Genomic DNA, 15647 nt, shown 5'->3' with positions numbered 1-15647 from the left:
CAAGGGGTAGAATAGAGTAGAGCAATACTTCAAGATATTACTCTATTCTACCCCTTGTGCCTTAGCATATTATGTCAATCTACTATGACTACGCGTCGCGTTACCAGTTTAGCTTCAGCATACTGTACTTGTAGATGGTAAATGCCAGCTACCAGACCTGTTAGTGATAAAGTAAATGCAGGGTTGGGCTGCATTATCGTCCGGACAGGCCGGCCTAAGGCATCAAGTAGCTGCACCCGTTGGGGGGAACTGGATGCGTCAAGGTTTACATGAAGCACCTGTCGGCTGGGAACAGGCCAAGCGTTGGTGCGGGCGTCCGCGACGGATGAACTCACGTGTAGCACGTTAGCCTCGCGCAGGCGCACCAAGGCTGTTGTGTAAGCTAAACTAGGATGTTGCAGAGAGCCCGCCACCATGATGGCACCGTCAGGCTGCACTAATAGCGCGCTGACGCCCCAGTTGTTGTTGGGGTTACTAGCAGCCCGGGGGGCATCTTTGGACAGGAAATTGCCATCCACAGCTCCTGTAGTCACTACTCGCTCCGTCAAAAGGCCACCTGTCAGAAGGCGGCCATTGGGTTGTATACTCAGTGCTCTTATAGTGTTTAACTGATTACCGCGGTAATCAAAAGAAGCATCGGTTGTGCCATTGGGCCGCAAACGCCGCAGGTAAGGATGGCCGCTACCAGCACTGTTATATAGCCCCGCAGCGTAAATATTACCAACTTCATCCAACGTCAGCGCTCTAATTTCCGACGTATAGTAGTTGGTTAAGCTTGTAAAACTGTTATCTGGGGACCCGTCAGGATGTAGCTGCGTCAGGAGCGTACCCAGTTGGTAGGAGAATGCTGATCCACCTACTACTATTTTGCCATTGGGCAGTAGCAGCAGGGAATAAACGCCAGTATTTGCGGCTTGATATGGCCGAAAGTTAGCGTCGGGTTGCCCGCTAGCACCATCAAGGCGGTCGAGTAGTTGCGTAGTATTAGTACCTCGGACATTGAAATAACCGCCTAACAGGACGCGGCCGTCTGGCTGTACCGCTAAGCTGTATACCGTAGGGGTTGCGCCATTCAGCGCTACCGAGGGTGGGGCAAAGGGAGTATCGAGGGTTCCAGTTGGTAGTAAGCGACCTATTGCCACGCGCGCACCACCGGATAAACTAGAGAATGAGCCACCTACTACAATTTTACCGTCAGTCTGCAATGCCAGCGCCATTACCGGACCGTTGGCAGCACTTGCAGCAGTAAAGGCGGCGTCTACAGTTCCATCAGGCAGTAACCGAGCTAAATTATTAGCTGGCACACCATTGATTTCCGTGAACACGCCGCCTACTACAAACTTTCCATCAGGTTGCCTTACCACAGCGGTAAGTACGCCACTCACGCGCGGTTGCGTACCGGCGGCTCCTTGCCATACCTGCGTAGGTTGAAAACTAGTGTCTACTACAGGACTCTGCGCTCTACTTGAAGAAGCCAGCCCTACTAGTACGCCGCTCGTGATAACCAGAATACGCCACATATGGGAAACCGCTAGAATGAAAATACCTGAATCTCAGGAACAAGGTCACATCTTGCTATTAATATAGAACATTCTGTTCACATCTAGATAGTACATAATTAATATATTATATAGGTTATGCTCGTTGCGGGGCCTCGTCGGCGGAGCCACCGTAGATAGCGGGCACGGGAATGTCGAGCAGGCGTAGGTAGACGGAAAGCTGACCGCGGTGGTGAATGAGGTGGTTGAGTACCATAGTGCGGGCTACGGCGGCGCGCGGCAGCGTCAGCAATACTTGCTCTCCGTGACGCAACGACCACTGGCCGTGGAAGGTAGCGTCATCTACCTGCTCCAGGGCCTTGTGGATGTTTTCGCCGTTCACATCAAAGCGGCGCAGCACCTCGTCGGTAGTAGCTGAGTTAGGCATTGCTACGGTGGTTACGTCGGTGTCGGGGCCGGTTAGGGAGAGTTCCAGGAAACCAACCAGGTTGGCGATGTGGGAAGCCAGGCCCCCAATTGTCATGGACTTGGGGTGGGGCTGCCAGCCGAACTGCGCGGTAGGTACCCGCTCCAGTAGGCGGCGTGTGAGCTTTAATTCGTGGCGTAGTTCCTGGCTGAGAGCGGCTTGCAGGGTGGGTTGGGTGTTGGGCATGGAAGTAGTACGGAAAAGTGGGTGAGAAACGTGCGCCAAAGTAACTACGAAGCCTGCGGATGGTTGTGCCCGCGCCCAAAAGAAAAGCCCCACCGAGTAATTCGGTGAGGCTTTTGGCAAGGGGCCAGCGGTGGCGGCTAGCGCGCCGAAGCTGGCATGCCCACGTTGGGGTAGCAGGTGGCGGGCCTAGCGCGGCGGTTTCCGGGGCAGCAGCATCGCGCAGCTTTTTGCCGCGCAAGGTCAGCAGGAACAGCAGCCCTAGGATAAAGAACACAATCAGGGAAAGAATGCTGTTGCGCATGGAACCGGTTATCTGAGCGATGATGCCGAAGACGGCCGTGCCGATTACGATACTGAGCTTTTCCGTGACGTCGAAAAAGCTGAAGAAAGCCGCCGTATTGGGGGTGTTTTCAGGGATAATTTTGGAGTAGGTGCTACGCGAGAGGCTCTGAATAGCGCCCATGGTCAAGCCAATTACGGCCGCCAGCGCATAAAATGACCACCCAGCCTGCACAAAGTAACCTGCTACGCAAATGCACATCCAGATAAACACCGACCAGCTCAGGGCCCGGGTATTGCCAATACGCTCCGAAAGCTTGGCAAAGAGGTAGGCACCCAAAATACCAACTATTTGCAGCAGCAAAATGGTGACAATTAGGGCCGTACTTTCCAGGTGTAACTCCTTGTCGCCGAAGATGGTAGCCACGTACATCACGGTTTGTACGCCCATGTTATACGTGAAATAGGCCAGCAGAAAGCGTTTCAGATTGGGCAGGTGCTTGAGCTGATCTACTACCTTGCCCAGCTCCCGAAAACCATTGAGCAGCCAGCCGGAATCGGAAGAAGTGGCGCCTTTGGGGCGACCGGGGTCAGTGGGCAGACTAAAGAACGGAATCTGGGCGAAACCAGCCCACCAGATGCCCGTGAGCAGAAAGGCTAGGCGAGTCGCGTGGCCCTCTTCCAGTCCAAGTGTATCGTGCCCCATGATGAGGCCCAGGCAAATCAGCAGCAGCAGTACCGAGCCAATGTAGCCCATGGAAAAGCCCCGAGCCGATAAGGAATCGTACTTTTCCTCACTGGAAATCAAGGGTAGGTAGGAGTTGTAAAAAACAATGGAGCCGGAGAAGCCGATGGTGGCCGAAATAAAAATAAAGGTACTGGCAGTCAGCGTATCGGGCGTGAAAAAGTACAGGGCCGCGCAGGAAGCTGCCCCGAGGTAGCAGAAAATCTGCATGAATAGCTTCTTGCGACCTGAAAAGTCGGCGAGTGAGGTCAGAAATGGGCTAACCAAAGCAATGACCAGAAAGGCTGCGGAAATGGCGTAGGTCAGCAGAGAGGAGCCAGGCACTTCGAACCCAAGGAAGTTAACAACATCCGTTTGAGGGCTGATTTGCTTGGTGATGGCGCCCCAATAAATGGGGAAGATGGAGCTGGTAATTACCAGCGGGTACACGGAATTGGCCCAGTCGTAGAACGTCCAGCCGCGGGTAATGCGCTTGTCGTCCTTGGGAATGTTTTCGAAGCCCGCCTCGGGGGCCGGAACTGCGGCAGCGTCGCTCATACAGGGAATGGTTGAGGTAGGTTCGGGCAAGATAACGGGAAATCGGCGTGGCCGTTGCGTTGGGTACACCAGGTAGTCTTTTTGCGACTCTGCTCGCTCCGGCTGCCACCTTGCAGCAACCTTGTCGCGCCGGAAGTCACCTTGGGGGTGCCTCTTCAATCCTGATACTCGACGGGCTTTTCTGTCTGAACCGGCTTCCGGCTAACTCGTAGCTCAACATGCGGCACACTTCACCACTGCTGTTCACTTGTGAAGATTGTGGTGGCTGGAGCTAGCAGGCAACCATGTTGCAGTGCGAGCAGAAATCAGCTACCCAGCCAACAAGGCGGCGTACTGCGCTTCCGTGTCCACATCTACGGCTCCGGCCGGGAACGGCACCGCGGCTACCAGCTCAGGGTGTTGCCGCAGCAGCTGAGCAGCACCAGCGCCGTCGGGTAGGTGCTGACACCAGCGTACGGCTTCCGGCCCAAACAGCACCGGCACGCCCCGGACACCCGCATACTCGGTGGCTACTATGGGCTGGCCGGAGGTAGTGCGTAACTGCTCCAGCTGCCCCAGCAGAGCCGTGCTGACGTGGGGCTGGTCGCAGAGCAAGACAATAACGTCGGTCCAGGTAGCGCACAGGCTGCGCAGCACGGCCAGACCAAATTTCAGGGAGGCGCCCATTCCCCGTTCCCAGGCTAAGCAGCGTGCTACTGCCACCGGCAGACCGGTAAGCTGCGGGAGCAGGGCTTCGTGCTGGGCGCCGGTAACCACCACTACCGGCGCCCCGGCGGCGGTAGTTACGGCCGTTTCGGCTGCGCGGCGCAGCAAAGTTTTGTCTTGGTATTCCAGCAGCTGCTTCGGTCGGCCCAGCCGCGTGGAGGCCCCGGCGGCAAGAAGTAAGATGGCAGGCATACTAGCGGAGGTTGAAAAGCGGGCTCGTTTTATCTGTCGGGCCTTTATAGCCGGAGCCCGTCCTAGGAGAAATATTAATAGCGCTACTCAGGTATTTCTGCTGCACACGGAACTGAGTAAGAACCGAGTATAGCCAGCGGAATGAAGGCTGCAAGCGCCAACCCTTTTACAGGCCACACACCGCATCAACCCGGCCCTCAGTCACGAGCGGCCCGTCGGCGCGCAGGAGCGGATGAATGGGATGGGGCGAGTCGCGGAGGAAGCCGGCCGGCCGACCAGTTAGCACCGCCTGAATTTCGGCTACAATAGAAAGGGCAATTTCCTCAGGCGTCTCGGCACCCAAGTTCAGGCCAATGGGGCTATGAATGCGGCCCTGGAGCAATGCAGCCGCATCGGGCTCGTGTTGGCGCAGGTCGTCAAGCAGGCGTTCATACTTCTTGCGCGGCCCCAGCAACCCAATGTAGCGGGTAGTGGTTGGCGGCAGCAAGTGGCGCAGCACGGCCAAATCGTAGTAATAGTTGTGGGTCATCAGCAAAGCGAAGCTGCCGTCATGGGGCTCCTCCCCTACCTGCGCCAGGGGCAGCACACGCACCACTTCGGCTTCCGGGAAGCGAGCCGGCTGGGCCTGAGCCGGGCGCCCATCCACCACATGCACCCGCCAGCCTAGCCCGGCCGCCAACCGTACTAGGGGCTGCACATCGTTGCCGGCTCCGTACACAGTAAGGCGCACCGGGGGCCGTAGGAGTTCTAAACTCACGCGCACCGTGCCGGCTGCCACGGGGTAGTGGCGGGTAGCAGGTTGCGCTGCTGCAAGGGCAGCGTGAGCATCGGTTAAAATTGACTGATACAGCGCAGCCTGGGCAGGTAGCGTGCCTTGAGCGGCTCCGCCTGAGGTAAGCAACAGGCGCTGGCCTACCTCAATCCCGGCTGCCGCCCCAGCTACGCCAAATACTGTGGCAACCACGGCGAGTTTTTCCACGCCTTCGGCCCAACGGCGTAGCAGCTCCACAGGGTTGTTGGGATTCTGGAAATCGAGGGGCTCCAGCAGAATCTGCACAATGCCCTGGCAGCCCAGCGCCGCCCCAAACTGCAGGTCGTCGTCGGGGTCCGTGGAGTCGTAGGTTACGACCGTGGGGCGACCCTGCTGAATGGTACGGCGGGCGCGCTGGCGGGCGTCGCCTTCTAAGCAGCCCCCACTAATGGCCCCGGTTAACACGCCCTCGTCTGTCACGAGCATCCGGGCGCCAGGGCGGCGATAGGCGGAGCCGGCCACATCAACCACCGAGGCCAACGCGCAGGCCCGGCCCGCGGCGCGGTGCTCATCGTAGGCGCGCAACAGGCGCTGAAGTTCAGTCATGACAATAGAAGCAGGGTGTGACGCTGGTCGGGCAGCAGCGGGTTTCGAAAGGTCGTGGGCAAGATAATCGGCCCCGAAGGGTTAGCAGGGAGTACGCGGCGCAAGCAAGGTAAGTTAGCTACCTGAGCCCTCAGCCTACCGGAAGCAGGGCGCCTACCCCACTAGTTACAGTGGGCAAACCAGAAGTAAACCAAGCTGAATACCAGATGTTTTAAACCTAAAATATGCAATACTCTATGTGTAAAATTTTATTTATTAGTCTGATACTACCAATAGTTTGAATTAGTATTACCAACTTACTATCCCACTTAACTACTACTTCATGTTAAAATCATCCACGACGCTCCGCTCTTTCTCTTTATTGAGCCTTGGTCTCGTTCTATTAGCTGGGTGCAGCAAAGAGGATATTCGGGTGGCCGAGCCCCAGAATAGCCTCAGCAACGCCGCTACTGCCAACTCCGAAACGGTAGTACGCCGCAGCCAGCACTATATCATCCTCTCGTCTACGGACCAGCTGCCGGTCGATTTGGCTAGCCAGACCCAGGCGGCCAACGGTACCCTTACTGAACAACTACCCGGGGCTGGCCTAGCCCTAGCCACTTCCTCTGACCCTGATTTCGCAGCTAAAGCTGGCCGCATCACGGGTGTTCGCTCTGTTATTCACGACTTTAGCTACCAGGGCTACAACCCCGAGGCTGCCCGCGGAGTAGAGGCCGTGCAGGACGCCGACAACACCAACCCCGCCAGCACCGGCGACAACGACCGGTTCTTCCCGCTGCAGTGGGGTCACACGGCCATTCAGGCTCCCGAGGCCTGGAATACCGGGGCCCGCGGCCAGGGCGCACTAGTAGCAGTGCTCGACGGTGGCTTTGACTTAACCCACCCCGACCTGAAAGCGAACATTGTGGGCGCCGAGTCATTTGTGACCGGAGAGAAGGCCCAGTTCGTAGGCTCTGGCTTCAGCCACGGCACACACACAGCCGGCACTATTGCCGCCGTTGATAACAACATTGGTGTAGTTGGGGTAGCCCCGGATGCCAAGCTGCTGCTGGTGAAAGTGCTACGTGATGGTGGCTCAGGCTCCTTCTCCTGGATGATTCAGGGTATTTACTATGCCGTATCGAAGCAGGCTGACGTAATTAACATGAGCCTGGGCGCTGCTATTCCGCGCAACAGCAAGTTCCGCGACGACAACGGCACGCCCAACGATACTTCCGACGATACCTGGGTAAACGAAACCAAGGAAATTCAGGAGCTGCTGGTAGCCATCAGCAAGGCTACTACCTACGCTACCAAGAATGGCGTTACGGTAATTGCCTCGGCTGGTAACGACGCCAACAATGGCCAGCGCGACCAAGACCTGATGCACATTCCTTCGGGCGCTACCAGCGTTATTTCGATTTCGGCTACCGGCCCCTGGGCTGGGCGCTGAATCCGTCAACCACGCTCGACCGGGTAGCTTCCTACACGAACTACGGCACCTCCGACGTAACCTTCGCTGCTCCCGGCGGCGATTCAGAATATCCTGGCAACGAGATTGTGACGGTAGCTGGCGTACGTCAGTATGCCTTCGCCTTTGACATGGTCTTCAGCTGCACCAGCCTGGGCCGCTACAGCTGGTCGGCAGGCACTAGCATGGCCGGCCCGCACGCCGCCGGTGTGGCTGCTCTTATCGTAGGCAAAAACGGGGGCCAGATGGACCCAACTCAGGTTCGGGCCACGATGCGCGCCTCGGCTGATGACCTCGGCAAACCCGGCCGCGACCCATTCTACGGCTACGGCCGCGTGAATGCCTACCGCGCCGTAACGCAGCCTGCTAACTAAGGATAACTAGTTGGGCACCCGCTTAATGAGGCAATAAAAAGGCCGTTCCCGATTGGGAACGGCCTTTTTGTTGTGCTACTATTGCCAAGGCAGCATTACTTAGCCAGGTAATTTCTAACGCGCTACGCCTGTACCATTTTCGTTTCCAGCACTTTGTCTGGCGTGATGGGGAGGCTGCGGATGCGCTTGCCGGTGGCGTGAAAGACGGCGTTAGCCACGGCAGCGGCCACGCCTACCATCGAAATTTCGCCTATACCTTTCACGCCCATGGCGTTGATGTAGGGGTCGTGCTCTTCTACGAACTCTACGGTCATATCCGGAATATCTGCATTAACGGGAATGTGATAATCGGCCAGGTTGGAGTTGGTATAGCGCGAGAAATTTTGGTCGCGCTTAGTAGCTTCCATCAGGGCCGAGCCGATGCCGAAAATGCTCCCCCAATTATCTGGCTGCGGGCCGTTTTGGCGTTGAGGATACGGCCGGCGCCGTGCACACTCACCCAGCGTGTAACGCGCACGGTACCTAGTTCGGGGTCTACTTTCACCTCGCAAAAGTGCGCCCCAAATGAATGCATGGAGTGGCCCGCCATGTCGTCTTGGTGGCCGGAGTCAGCAGGCCCCGCGGCTAGGCCCGACTCATAGCCGGCTCCGTACTTGCCATTGCCCGTGCCTTCAATGTCGGTGGTTTCGTTGCGCTTCATGAGGGTAGCAAAATCCTCACCCTTCTTCTTGTCGTTTTTAAGGACTAGGCGGCCATTTTCTACCATCACATCAGCGGACTTGGCCCGGAACAGCGGCGACTTTTTATCGGCTACTGCCAGCTTGATAAGCTTCTGCCACACGTCCTGGGCCGCCATGTAAATAGACGAAGACACCGTGCCCGCCGCCACCGAACCGCCCGAGTTCGGGGCCGTGGGCAGCTTGGTGTCACCTAGTTCGAAGCGCACTTTATCGGGGGTAAGCCACAGTGCATCAGCCGCTACCTGGGTCATGACGGTGTACGTGCCCGTGCCGAGGTCGGTAGCGCCAGTCTGCACCAGCGCGTGCCCATCGGCATATAGGCGGACCCGGGCGGTACCCTGGTTGTTGTGTACGGGGTAGGAAGCCGTGGCCATGCCCCAGCCTACTAGCAGGCGGCCGTCGCGGGTAGCTCCAGCCTGAGGGTTGCGCTTGCTCCAGCCAAATAGTTCGGCCCCACGAGCATAGCACTGCTTCAGGCTTTTACTCGACCAGGGCTTGCCCGTGCTGTGGTCTTTATCAGCGTAGTTGCGCAACCGGATTTCCAGCGGATCAATGCCTAACTGGTAGGCCAAATCATCCAGGGAGCACTCAATGGCAAAGGAGCCGGGAGCTTCACCGGGGGCCCGCGTGAACGTAGATGTCATCACGTCAGCCCGCGCCAGCTGGTACGTTGCCTCAAAGTTGGGGCAGGCGTAGAGCAGGTTGATGATGCGGCTGTTGGGCTCGGCGTAGTTGTCCCAGGGCGAAGTGGTAGAGGTTTTTTCGTGGATGAGGGCCAAGAGCTTGCCTTCCTTGGTGGCACCCACTTTCAGGGTTTGGGTCTGGTCTTCGCGGTGGCCCATGCTAGTGAACATCTGCGGACGGGTGAGGGCCAACTTCACCGGCCGGCCCACAGCCTTGGCCGTCTGCACCGTTAGTACCGTGTGAGGCCAGGAGGAACCCTTGCACCCAAAGCCACCACCAAGGTACTTCGTCACAACCCGCACCTGTTCGGCGGCCAGCCCCAGCATGGTACTCAGGGCCTTCTGGGTTCGGGTTACGCCCTGCGTCGATTCATACACCGTGAGGCGGTCGGGGGCTTCCCAATGGGCGGTGGTAGCACCCGGCTCCATAGGATTGTGGTGGTTGATGGCGTGCACATAGGTGTGCGTGAGCTGCACCGGGGCCGCTGCGAAGGCCGCCTTTGGGTTGCCGCGCACTGTGTGGCCCGGCGTTTTGCCGTCCTGCACCTTCAGCGGATCAAACAACTCCGCCCGGGGGTCGGCGTAGGATGCTAAGGGCTTCTCAGCAGCAATATTTACCCGCACCAGGGTTGCCGCGTGCTGGGCACGCTCCAAGGTATCGGCCACAACAATGGCCACCGGCTGGCCCGCGTAATGCACCTGATCTGAGGTTAGCGGTAGAAAGCCCATGGGCGCGCCAATGGCCTTTTTACCGTCGGCATCGTTGGGGGTTTTGGCCAGTTTGGGCAGGTTCTGATGGGTCAGAACTGCTAGCACGCCCGGCTCCTTTAGGGCCGCACTGGCATCAATGCTCTGAATGCGCCCCTTGGCCACGTCGCTGGTTTTGAGCACGGCGTGCACTAGTCCAGGCAAGCTATTGAACTCAGCCGAGTAGCGCGCCTGACCCGTCACTTTGGCCCGACCATCTACCCTATCCAACGGCTGACCTACCGAGCCAGCCTTGGGGTTCGTTTCAAAAAATGCGGGTTCGGTATCCATGAGAAAGTGGAGCGTAATGCAGATAAAACAACGACGCTGAGGGCCGGAAGCTGGCCTCTTGTTCTCGCCGCCGTTGTTGAGAATAAAGGAGTTTTGCGGCAAGCGCCCCATGTGCCGGCTAAGCAGAAAGGGTAGTGCCTAGCTCGCCACTTTCATCAAGGCCTGTACTAGGGTGTTTTGGGCCAGCTCCACTTTGTAGCGGTTGTGCTCCCGGGGCTGGGCCCCCTGCAGCGCCGCCGCCGCCGCGGCTCGGAAGGTAGCCTCGGTGGCCGGCGCCCCGGTCAACACCTGCTCCGCCGCGCGGCTGCGCCAGGGCTGGGCCCCGACCCCGCCCAGCGCCACGCGGGCCGCGCGGATGCTACCCCCTTGCACCTCCAGGCCCACCGCGGCCGAGGCCAGGGCGTAGGCGTAGCTGCTACGCTCGCGCACCTTCAGGTAGGTGGAGCGCTGCGCGGGCGGGGCTGCGGGGATGGTCACGGCCACAATCAGCTCGCCGGGCTCGAGTATCGTCTCCAGGTGCGGCGTGTTGCCGGGCAGCCGGTAGAAGTCCGTGAGCGACACCTGCCGCTGCTTGCCCTTCTGGTTTTGCAGCGTCAGCACCGCGTCGAAAGCGACCAGGGCCACGGATAGGTCGCCCGGGTAGGAGGTGGCAATGCAGCTCTCGCTTACCCCCAGAATGGCCAGGTTGTGGTGGTCCCCCGTGAGGGCCGGGCAGCCCGAGCCGGGCACGCGCTTGTTGCAGGGAAAGGCCGCATCGCGGAAGTAGCCGCAGCGCGTGCGCTGCAGCAGGTTGCCCCCGATGCTGGCCATGTGGCGCAGCTGCGGGGAGGCCGCCAGCAGCAGCGACTGCGACACGGCCGGGTAGTGTTGCACTACCAGCGGGTGCTCGCCCACGTCGCTCATGCGTTCCAGCGCCCCGATGCGCAGCCCGTCCTTGGTCTGCTCAATGCCGCGGAAGGGTAGCCGATTGAGGTCGATGAGTTGCGGGGGCTGCTGCAGGTTGGCCTTCATCAGGTCCAGCAGCGTGGTGCCGCCGGCAATGTAGGCGGCCTGGGGCGTGTCCTTGCGCAGGGCCGTGGCCTCTTTGGCCGAAGCGGCTGACGTGTAGCTGAAGTTGTTCATGGGGCTTAGCCGTTAGCTGATTGACCGGCCACTTCGCGCACGGCGGCCACAATGTTGGGGTAGGCGCCGCAGCGGCAGAGGTTGCCGCTCATGTACTCGCGCACTTGCGCATCGGAGCCGGCTTTGCCCTCTCGGATGCAGGCCACGCCCGACATGATCTGGCCCGGGGTGCAGTAGCCGCACTGAAAGCCGTCGTGCTTAATGAAAGCCTGCTGCATAGGGTGCAACTGCTCGCCCTGGGCCAGGCCCTCGATGGTGGTAATTTCCTTGCCCTGGGTCATGATGGCCAGCGTCAGGCACGAGAGGGTACGGCGCCCCTCCACGTGCACAGTGCAGGCCCCACACTGGCCGTGGTCACAGCCTTTCTTGGTGCCCGTCAAATCCAGCCGCTCGCGCAGGGCATCGAGCAGGGTCACGCGCGGCTCGGCGTGGATCGTGCGCACAGTGCCGTTGACGTTCAACTTGATGGCCGATACCCCCTCCACGGTTTTGGAGAAGGCCGTCAGGCGCTCGGCCTGGCTGACCAAGGGCGGGGCCAGGGCCAGGCCTAAGATGCCGCCGGCCTGTTTCATAAAGGAGCGGCGTGTGCCGTCCTCCGGCTGGGGCTCGGGCTGAATCTCGTCCGGGCTGTCGGGAGAGGGAAATGTCGACATAGAAGTAGATAGATTAAAAGCGTACACTACACACCAACCGGAAAAGACACCCACCGTTTGCTACGCTGTTGGCCCGTACCACCCGAACAAAACACAGAGTAGCTGGGGCAGCCCAGGGCCTGTTGTGCCTATACGTACTGCGTGGCGTATTGTTCAGGTACCTACATGAGTTATCATGCTGACAGGTAGCGCTCTGACCACTAATCTGATACCTATTCATGTGGTGGCGCCAAAAGCCTGGAGTCTACCTCTAGGGTAGGCCACAACGACAGGAAGGTTTCAGAAGGCTGCCGAAGCGTACTCAATGGTCTTCTGCTTCACGCAACAGGCCGAAACTCGCGCAATGCGAATTTCGGCCTGTGTACATTGTTGTCTGTAGGAAACGCTACTAGCGGGTTGTAGTACCCGAAGTAGTGGAGCCCGAAGTAGTACCGGTGGTAGTACCCGATGTGGTGCCCGTGGTGTTGCCAGCAGTAGTACCTGTGCTCGTGCCCGAGGTAGTGCTGCCGCTAGTTGTTCCCATGGTCGTGGAGCCGCTGGTGCTGCCAGACGTAGTACCGGTAGTAGTAGAGCCCGAAGTAGAGCCGCTAGTAGTTGCATCAGTGCCCGTACCTGAGGGCGAATCGGTGCTGGTGCTGGAGCAGGACGACAGCGCGGCTCCGGCGCAGAACAGTACTGTGAATAACCGCACGGACCAGGTGGAAATCTGCGTCTGTTTCATAGGAAGGAAGTTTGGTGATGGATGAAATTCAGGCAGAGAGTCAGCCTAGTACGATGCGTATACGCAGTATATTTCAAAACCGATAATAAATAGCAATAAAATACTTTACAAAAAGAGCTTGGCGATGTAGCAGTGTAGCCTGAAAGTCTTGCTGTAACCCGGAGCAGGTAACTCTGTTAAGTACACGCTTCTTGCTATCAGAAAAGCTACTGCCGGCCGTGCGCCGTATCTTCGGGGCATGAAACCGCCACTATTTCACCCTGGGCAGGAAGTTATCTGTACTAACGATGATTTTACCGTGCTATTGGTGCAGAACCCCAATATTCAGACGCCCAAACGTGGGCCTATCTACACCGTGCGCGGCGTTTATGATACGCACCGCGGTTACGGCATTACCCTAGCGGAAATCAATAATGCTGGGGTAGCGCCGGGCTTTCCAGAAGCCAACTTCCACGAATCGCGCTTTGCCCCGTCCCTCCCCTGGAAGAAATTGACATAGCCGAAGCCATTGAGGAAACCGTGACGGCGTAACCTAACTACGGGTAAGCCTATCTGGTAGAGGCTAAAAGCGACTTCCTGAGCAGAACTCGCCCGTAGTTAGCATGATACACCAAGCTTATGAAGAAGCTCGTTTGGGTCAGCACCTCTGCTCCCGAAACGTGATTTTATTGCCTCTAAGCTGCTTGAAAGCTATATCTTAGCCATACCACATCGTTGTCGAGCTGCTGCACTTCGGTTAAGTGCAGGCGCGTGGCTGGACCTTTGCGTAGGTAGTCGCTTACTTCAAACGTAGTTGGCGATTTGGGCGTGCCATCGGCAATAGGCAGCAGTAACAAACTCAGCTCGTCGATAAGACCCGCGTTCAGTAGGGAACCGTTTAGGTGGCCGCCGCCCTCCAGCATCAGCGTTTCAATGGGAAACAGCGCCGCTAGCTGCTCCAGGGCCAAAGCAAAATCAACTTCCGTGCGGCCGGCAAACAGGTAGGAAATACCCTGGCGTTGCAGATAGTACAAGTAGTCATCGGTTACTTGTTCGGTGAGGACTTCCACAATATGGTCGCCGCCGGTGGTATTAGCGTCCCAGCCGAGGCGGCCGTGCGCATCCACCGCCACGGCAAAGGAAGTAGCTTGGGCATCTCCAACAAAGGGCTCTCGCGCAATTGGATGCGGGGCAGGTAGCAAGTTGGGCTGCACGCCGCCGGAGAAATCTCGCTCCATGGTCACGCGCCCGCACATCCAAGCTTGGCTAGTAAAGGTTTCGTGGTACTTCTCGAAGTACTCGGAGAAAGTGTCGGTTAGCTTTTCGTCCTGCCAATTAGCAGACAGAATCTTTCCGTCCACGGAGGACATCATGTGGCAGATTACGTGGGGTCGTTTCATAGTATGCCTTAAAAGGAGTGCGTGCCGCCGTGGCCCAGCAACTTCCCAATAAGTACCTAACCCACCGGACGAGTTCCGCCCACAACAGCCCACCACTGCGGCCCGGCTCCACCCGTAGAAAAAACAAAAACCGCATTTCTACAACGAAATGCGGTTTTCAGCAGAGAGGATGGGATTCGAACCCACGATGAGCTTTAGACCCATACACACTTTCCAGGCGTGCTCCTTCAACCACTCGGACACCTCTCTAGGATGCGGGGAAGTGGCGCAAAATAACACCCGATTTTCCGGATACGCAAGCCCCGTAGCGCTAAAGCTCAGATTATGGTGATTTCGCCGCGCAGGTCCTGGGTGAGCAGGTGGCGGGTAGCGGCGGGTTTCTGCTTGAGGCCCAGCACAAACATGAGCTTGGTAATGGCCGCTTCCACCGTCATATCGTCGCCACCGATAACGCCCAGCTCGGTGAGGTAGGCGCTGGTTTCGTAGCGGCCTTGCATTACCCGGCCCTCCTCGCACTGGCTCACGTTCAGCAGAAACACGCCTTGCTCGGTGGCGTCGCGCAGGGCCCTGAGAAACCAAGGGCCGTGGGCGCATTGCCGGAGCCGTAGGTTTCGAGTACGCAGCCGCGCAGCCCATCGGCTTCCAGTTGGGCGCGCAGCATGCGCTCGGTTAGCCCGGAAACAGGCGCAGAATGGTTACTTGCTCGTCGAGGTACTGGTGGGCACGCAGGTGGGCGGCGGGCAGCATCCGAATCTGCTTGTCGTTGAAATCCAGCTCAATGCCGGCCCGAGCCAGGGGTGGGTAGTTCTCGGAGCGGAAAGCATTGTACTGCTGGCTTTCGACTTTTTTGGCCCGGTTTCCTCTGATCAGCAAGTCGTTAAAAAAGACACACACCTCAGGCACGCGCACTGTGCCCACCACGGGGTGGCGGGCGGCGGCCATTTCCAGGGCCGTAACTAGGTTGCGGCGGGCGTCGGTTCGGATGCGGCCTACCGGCACTTGGGCGCCGGTAAACACTACCGCCTTGCCTAAATTCTCAAGCAGGAAGCTCAGCGCCGCCGCCGAGTAGGCCATGGTATCCGTGCCGTGTAGCACCACGAAACCATCATACTGCGCATACTTTTCCTCGATCAGAGCCGCCAGCCGTAGCCAGTCGGCCACGGTTACGTTGCTGGAGTCGATGGGCTCGCCGAGGTTGGTAACCTCCACCCGCATGTTAAGCTGGCGCAGCTCGGGCATCTTCTTCCGAATCTGCTCGAAATTCATGGGTACCAATTCCCCGCGCCGGTTATACGTCATCCCGACGGTACCACCGGTGTAAATGACGAGAATGGCCGTTTCGGGTTTATCGGGTTGGAGGGGCAGCGCAGGGGTAGACAAGGGGTGGGTGGCTTGGGTGGTGGAGGGCATCAAACGAACAATCTGAACTGGCCGTCAAGTTAGGCAACCTCGTTCAGGCTTTGTCTGGTGAGGTACAGCTGAAAGGGACACGACTGGCGTCAGCATGGAGCGTGCTGGCCC

16 protein-coding genes, 1 tRNA gene and 1 pseudogene are annotated in these 15647 nt (G+C 58.4%); 3 read left to right on the top strand and 15 right to left on the bottom strand.

Annotation, left to right across the window (positions count from 1 at the left end):
* Positions 1-74: 74 nt before the first annotated feature.
* From MUN84_RS19870 to MUN84_RS19850, 5 genes and pseudogenes are all read right to left on the bottom strand, one after another.
* The gene (locus MUN84_RS19870; RefSeq protein WP_244695680.1) at positions 75-1385 is read right to left on the bottom strand and encodes a T9SS type A sorting domain-containing protein; all 1311 of its coding nucleotides are present in this window, start codon (positions 1383-1385) and stop codon (positions 75-77) included.
* A gap of 250 nt (positions 1386-1635) precedes the next feature.
* On the bottom strand, positions 1636-2151 hold the full coding sequence (locus MUN84_RS19865; protein WP_244695679.1) for a DinB family protein: 516 nt from the start codon (positions 2149-2151) through the stop codon (positions 1636-1638).
* Between the two features lie 229 nt (positions 2152-2380).
* Positions 2381-3712: pseudogene (locus tag MUN84_RS19860) on the bottom strand (MFS transporter); the annotation flags it as partial.
* A gap of 309 nt (positions 3713-4021) precedes the next feature.
* The gene (locus MUN84_RS19855) at positions 4022-4609 is read right to left on the bottom strand and encodes an NTP transferase domain-containing protein (RefSeq protein ID WP_244695678.1); all 588 of its coding nucleotides are present in this window, start codon (positions 4607-4609) and stop codon (positions 4022-4024) included.
* Positions 4610-4775: 166 nt separating this feature from the next.
* Positions 4776-5966: an XdhC family protein gene (locus tag MUN84_RS19850; protein WP_244695677.1), complete on the bottom strand. Its 1191-nt coding sequence runs from the start codon at positions 5964-5966 to the stop codon at positions 4776-4778.
* Between the two features lie 361 nt (positions 5967-6327).
* Between MUN84_RS19850 and MUN84_RS19845 the strand changes: the two genes are divergently transcribed.
* Both MUN84_RS19845 and MUN84_RS23250 read left to right on the top strand, forming a co-directional pair.
* Positions 6328-7398 (top strand): S8 family serine peptidase, encoded by a 1071-nt coding sequence (locus MUN84_RS19845; protein WP_262920583.1) that lies wholly within the window; start codon positions 6328-6330, stop codon positions 7396-7398.
* The gene (locus MUN84_RS23250; RefSeq protein WP_317239232.1) at positions 7383-7790 is read left to right on the top strand and encodes a S8 family serine peptidase; all 408 of its coding nucleotides are present in this window, start codon (positions 7383-7385) and stop codon (positions 7788-7790) included. Before MUN84_RS19845 ends, MUN84_RS23250 begins: the two co-directional genes overlap by 16 nt.
* Positions 7791-7912: 122 nt before the next feature.
* Here the strand turns inward: MUN84_RS23250 and MUN84_RS19840 are convergent, their stop codons facing one another.
* The 5 genes from MUN84_RS19840 to MUN84_RS19820 all read right to left on the bottom strand — a co-directional run bounded on the left by MUN84_RS19840 (position 7913) and on the right by MUN84_RS19820 (position 12747).
* Entirely contained in the window at positions 7913-8197 is a 285-nt protein-coding gene (locus MUN84_RS19840) for a hypothetical protein (protein ID WP_244695676.1), read from the bottom strand.
* Complete coding sequence (locus tag MUN84_RS19835; protein WP_244695675.1) at positions 8197-10251, bottom strand: xanthine dehydrogenase family protein molybdopterin-binding subunit; 2055 nt, start codon at positions 10249-10251, stop codon at positions 8197-8199. The genes MUN84_RS19840 and MUN84_RS19835 overlap by 1 nt, the downstream gene beginning before the upstream one ends.
* A 138-nt stretch (positions 10252-10389) precedes the next feature.
* The gene (locus tag MUN84_RS19830; RefSeq protein WP_244695674.1) at positions 10390-11373 is read right to left on the bottom strand and encodes an FAD binding domain-containing protein; all 984 of its coding nucleotides are present in this window, start codon (positions 11371-11373) and stop codon (positions 10390-10392) included.
* A 5-nt stretch (positions 11374-11378) separates the two neighbouring features.
* Positions 11379-12026: a (2Fe-2S)-binding protein gene (locus MUN84_RS19825; protein WP_244695673.1), complete on the bottom strand. Its 648-nt coding sequence runs from the start codon at positions 12024-12026 to the stop codon at positions 11379-11381.
* A 388-nt stretch (positions 12027-12414) separates the two neighbouring features.
* On the bottom strand, positions 12415-12747 hold the full coding sequence (locus tag MUN84_RS19820) for a hypothetical protein (protein ID WP_244695672.1): 333 nt from the start codon (positions 12745-12747) through the stop codon (positions 12415-12417).
* 238 nt (positions 12748-12985) lie between these two features.
* Here MUN84_RS19820 and MUN84_RS19815 point away from each other — a divergent pair, with 238 nt between their 5' ends.
* On the top strand, positions 12986-13246 hold the full coding sequence (locus tag MUN84_RS19815) for a hypothetical protein (RefSeq protein ID WP_244695671.1): 261 nt from the start codon (positions 12986-12988) through the stop codon (positions 13244-13246).
* 175 nt (positions 13247-13421) lie between these two features.
* Here MUN84_RS19815 and MUN84_RS19810 read toward each other — a convergent pair whose 3' ends face one another.
* The 5 genes from MUN84_RS19810 to MUN84_RS19800 form a co-directional block, all read right to left on the bottom strand.
* Positions 13422-14126, bottom strand: coding sequence for a dihydrofolate reductase family protein (locus tag MUN84_RS19810; RefSeq protein WP_244695670.1), 705 nt, complete (start codon positions 14124-14126; stop codon positions 13422-13424).
* A gap of 161 nt (positions 14127-14287) precedes the next feature.
* A tRNA-Ser gene (locus MUN84_RS19805) sits at positions 14288-14375 on the bottom strand.
* 68 nt (positions 14376-14443) lie between these two features.
* The gene (locus MUN84_RS24200) at positions 14444-14665 is read right to left on the bottom strand and encodes a hypothetical protein (protein WP_317239019.1); all 222 of its coding nucleotides are present in this window, start codon (positions 14663-14665) and stop codon (positions 14444-14446) included.
* The gene (locus MUN84_RS24195) at positions 14653-14787 is read right to left on the bottom strand and encodes a hypothetical protein (protein WP_317239018.1); all 135 of its coding nucleotides are present in this window, start codon (positions 14785-14787) and stop codon (positions 14653-14655) included. The genes MUN84_RS24200 and MUN84_RS24195 overlap by 13 nt, the downstream gene beginning before the upstream one ends.
* Before the next feature lie 8 nt (positions 14788-14795).
* Positions 14796-15536, bottom strand: a complete 741-nt coding sequence (locus tag MUN84_RS19800) for an asparaginase (RefSeq protein WP_317239017.1) — start codon at positions 15534-15536, stop codon at positions 14796-14798.
* Positions 15537-15647: the final 111 nt, after the last annotated feature.

It is taken from the genome of Hymenobacter sp. 5516J-16 (assembly GCF_022919335.1).
Lineage (GTDB): Bacteria > Bacteroidota > Bacteroidia > Cytophagales > Hymenobacteraceae > Hymenobacter > Hymenobacter sublimis.
The sequence above is the reverse complement of the archived record's forward strand: the minus strand, read 5'-3'. Positions and strand labels throughout refer to the sequence as shown.

Excerpts from the sequence above, each read along its gene's own strand:
- MUN84_RS19865 (WP_244695679.1), bottom strand. The coding sequence starts at position 2,151 with ATGCCCAACACCCAACCCACCCTGCAAGCCGCTCTCAGCCAGGAACTA.
- MUN84_RS19855 (WP_244695678.1), bottom strand. The coding sequence starts at position 4,609 with ATGCCTGCCATCTTACTTCTTGCCGCCGGGGCCTCCACGCGGCTGGGC.
- MUN84_RS19850 (WP_244695677.1), bottom strand. The coding sequence starts at position 5,966 with ATGACTGAACTTCAGCGCCTGTTGCGCGCCTACGATGAGCACCGCGCC.
- MUN84_RS19840 (WP_244695676.1), bottom strand. The coding sequence starts at position 8,197 with ATGGAAGCTACTAAGCGCGACCAAAATTTCTCGCGCTATACCAACTCC.
- MUN84_RS19835 (WP_244695675.1), bottom strand. The coding sequence starts at position 10,251 with ATGGATACCGAACCCGCATTTTTTGAAACGAACCCCAAGGCTGGCTCG.
- MUN84_RS19830 (WP_244695674.1), bottom strand. The coding sequence starts at position 11,373 with ATGAACAACTTCAGCTACACGTCAGCCGCTTCGGCCAAAGAGGCCACG.
- MUN84_RS19825 (WP_244695673.1), bottom strand. The coding sequence starts at position 12,026 with ATGTCGACATTTCCCTCTCCCGACAGCCCGGACGAGATTCAGCCCGAG.
- MUN84_RS19820 (WP_244695672.1), bottom strand. The coding sequence starts at position 12,747 with ATGAAACAGACGCAGATTTCCACCTGGTCCGTGCGGTTATTCACAGTA.
- MUN84_RS19815 (WP_244695671.1), top strand. The coding sequence starts at position 12,986 with ATGAAACCGCCACTATTTCACCCTGGGCAGGAAGTTATCTGTACTAAC.
- MUN84_RS19810 (WP_244695670.1), bottom strand. The coding sequence starts at position 14,126 with ATGAAACGACCCCACGTAATCTGCCACATGATGTCCTCCGTGGACGGA.
- MUN84_RS24195 (WP_317239018.1), bottom strand. The coding sequence starts at position 14,787 with ATGCTGCGCGCCCAACTGGAAGCCGATGGGCTGCGCGGCTGCGTACTC.
- MUN84_RS19800 (WP_317239017.1), bottom strand. The coding sequence starts at position 15,536 with ATGCCCTCCACCACCCAAGCCACCCACCCCTTGTCTACCCCTGCGCTG.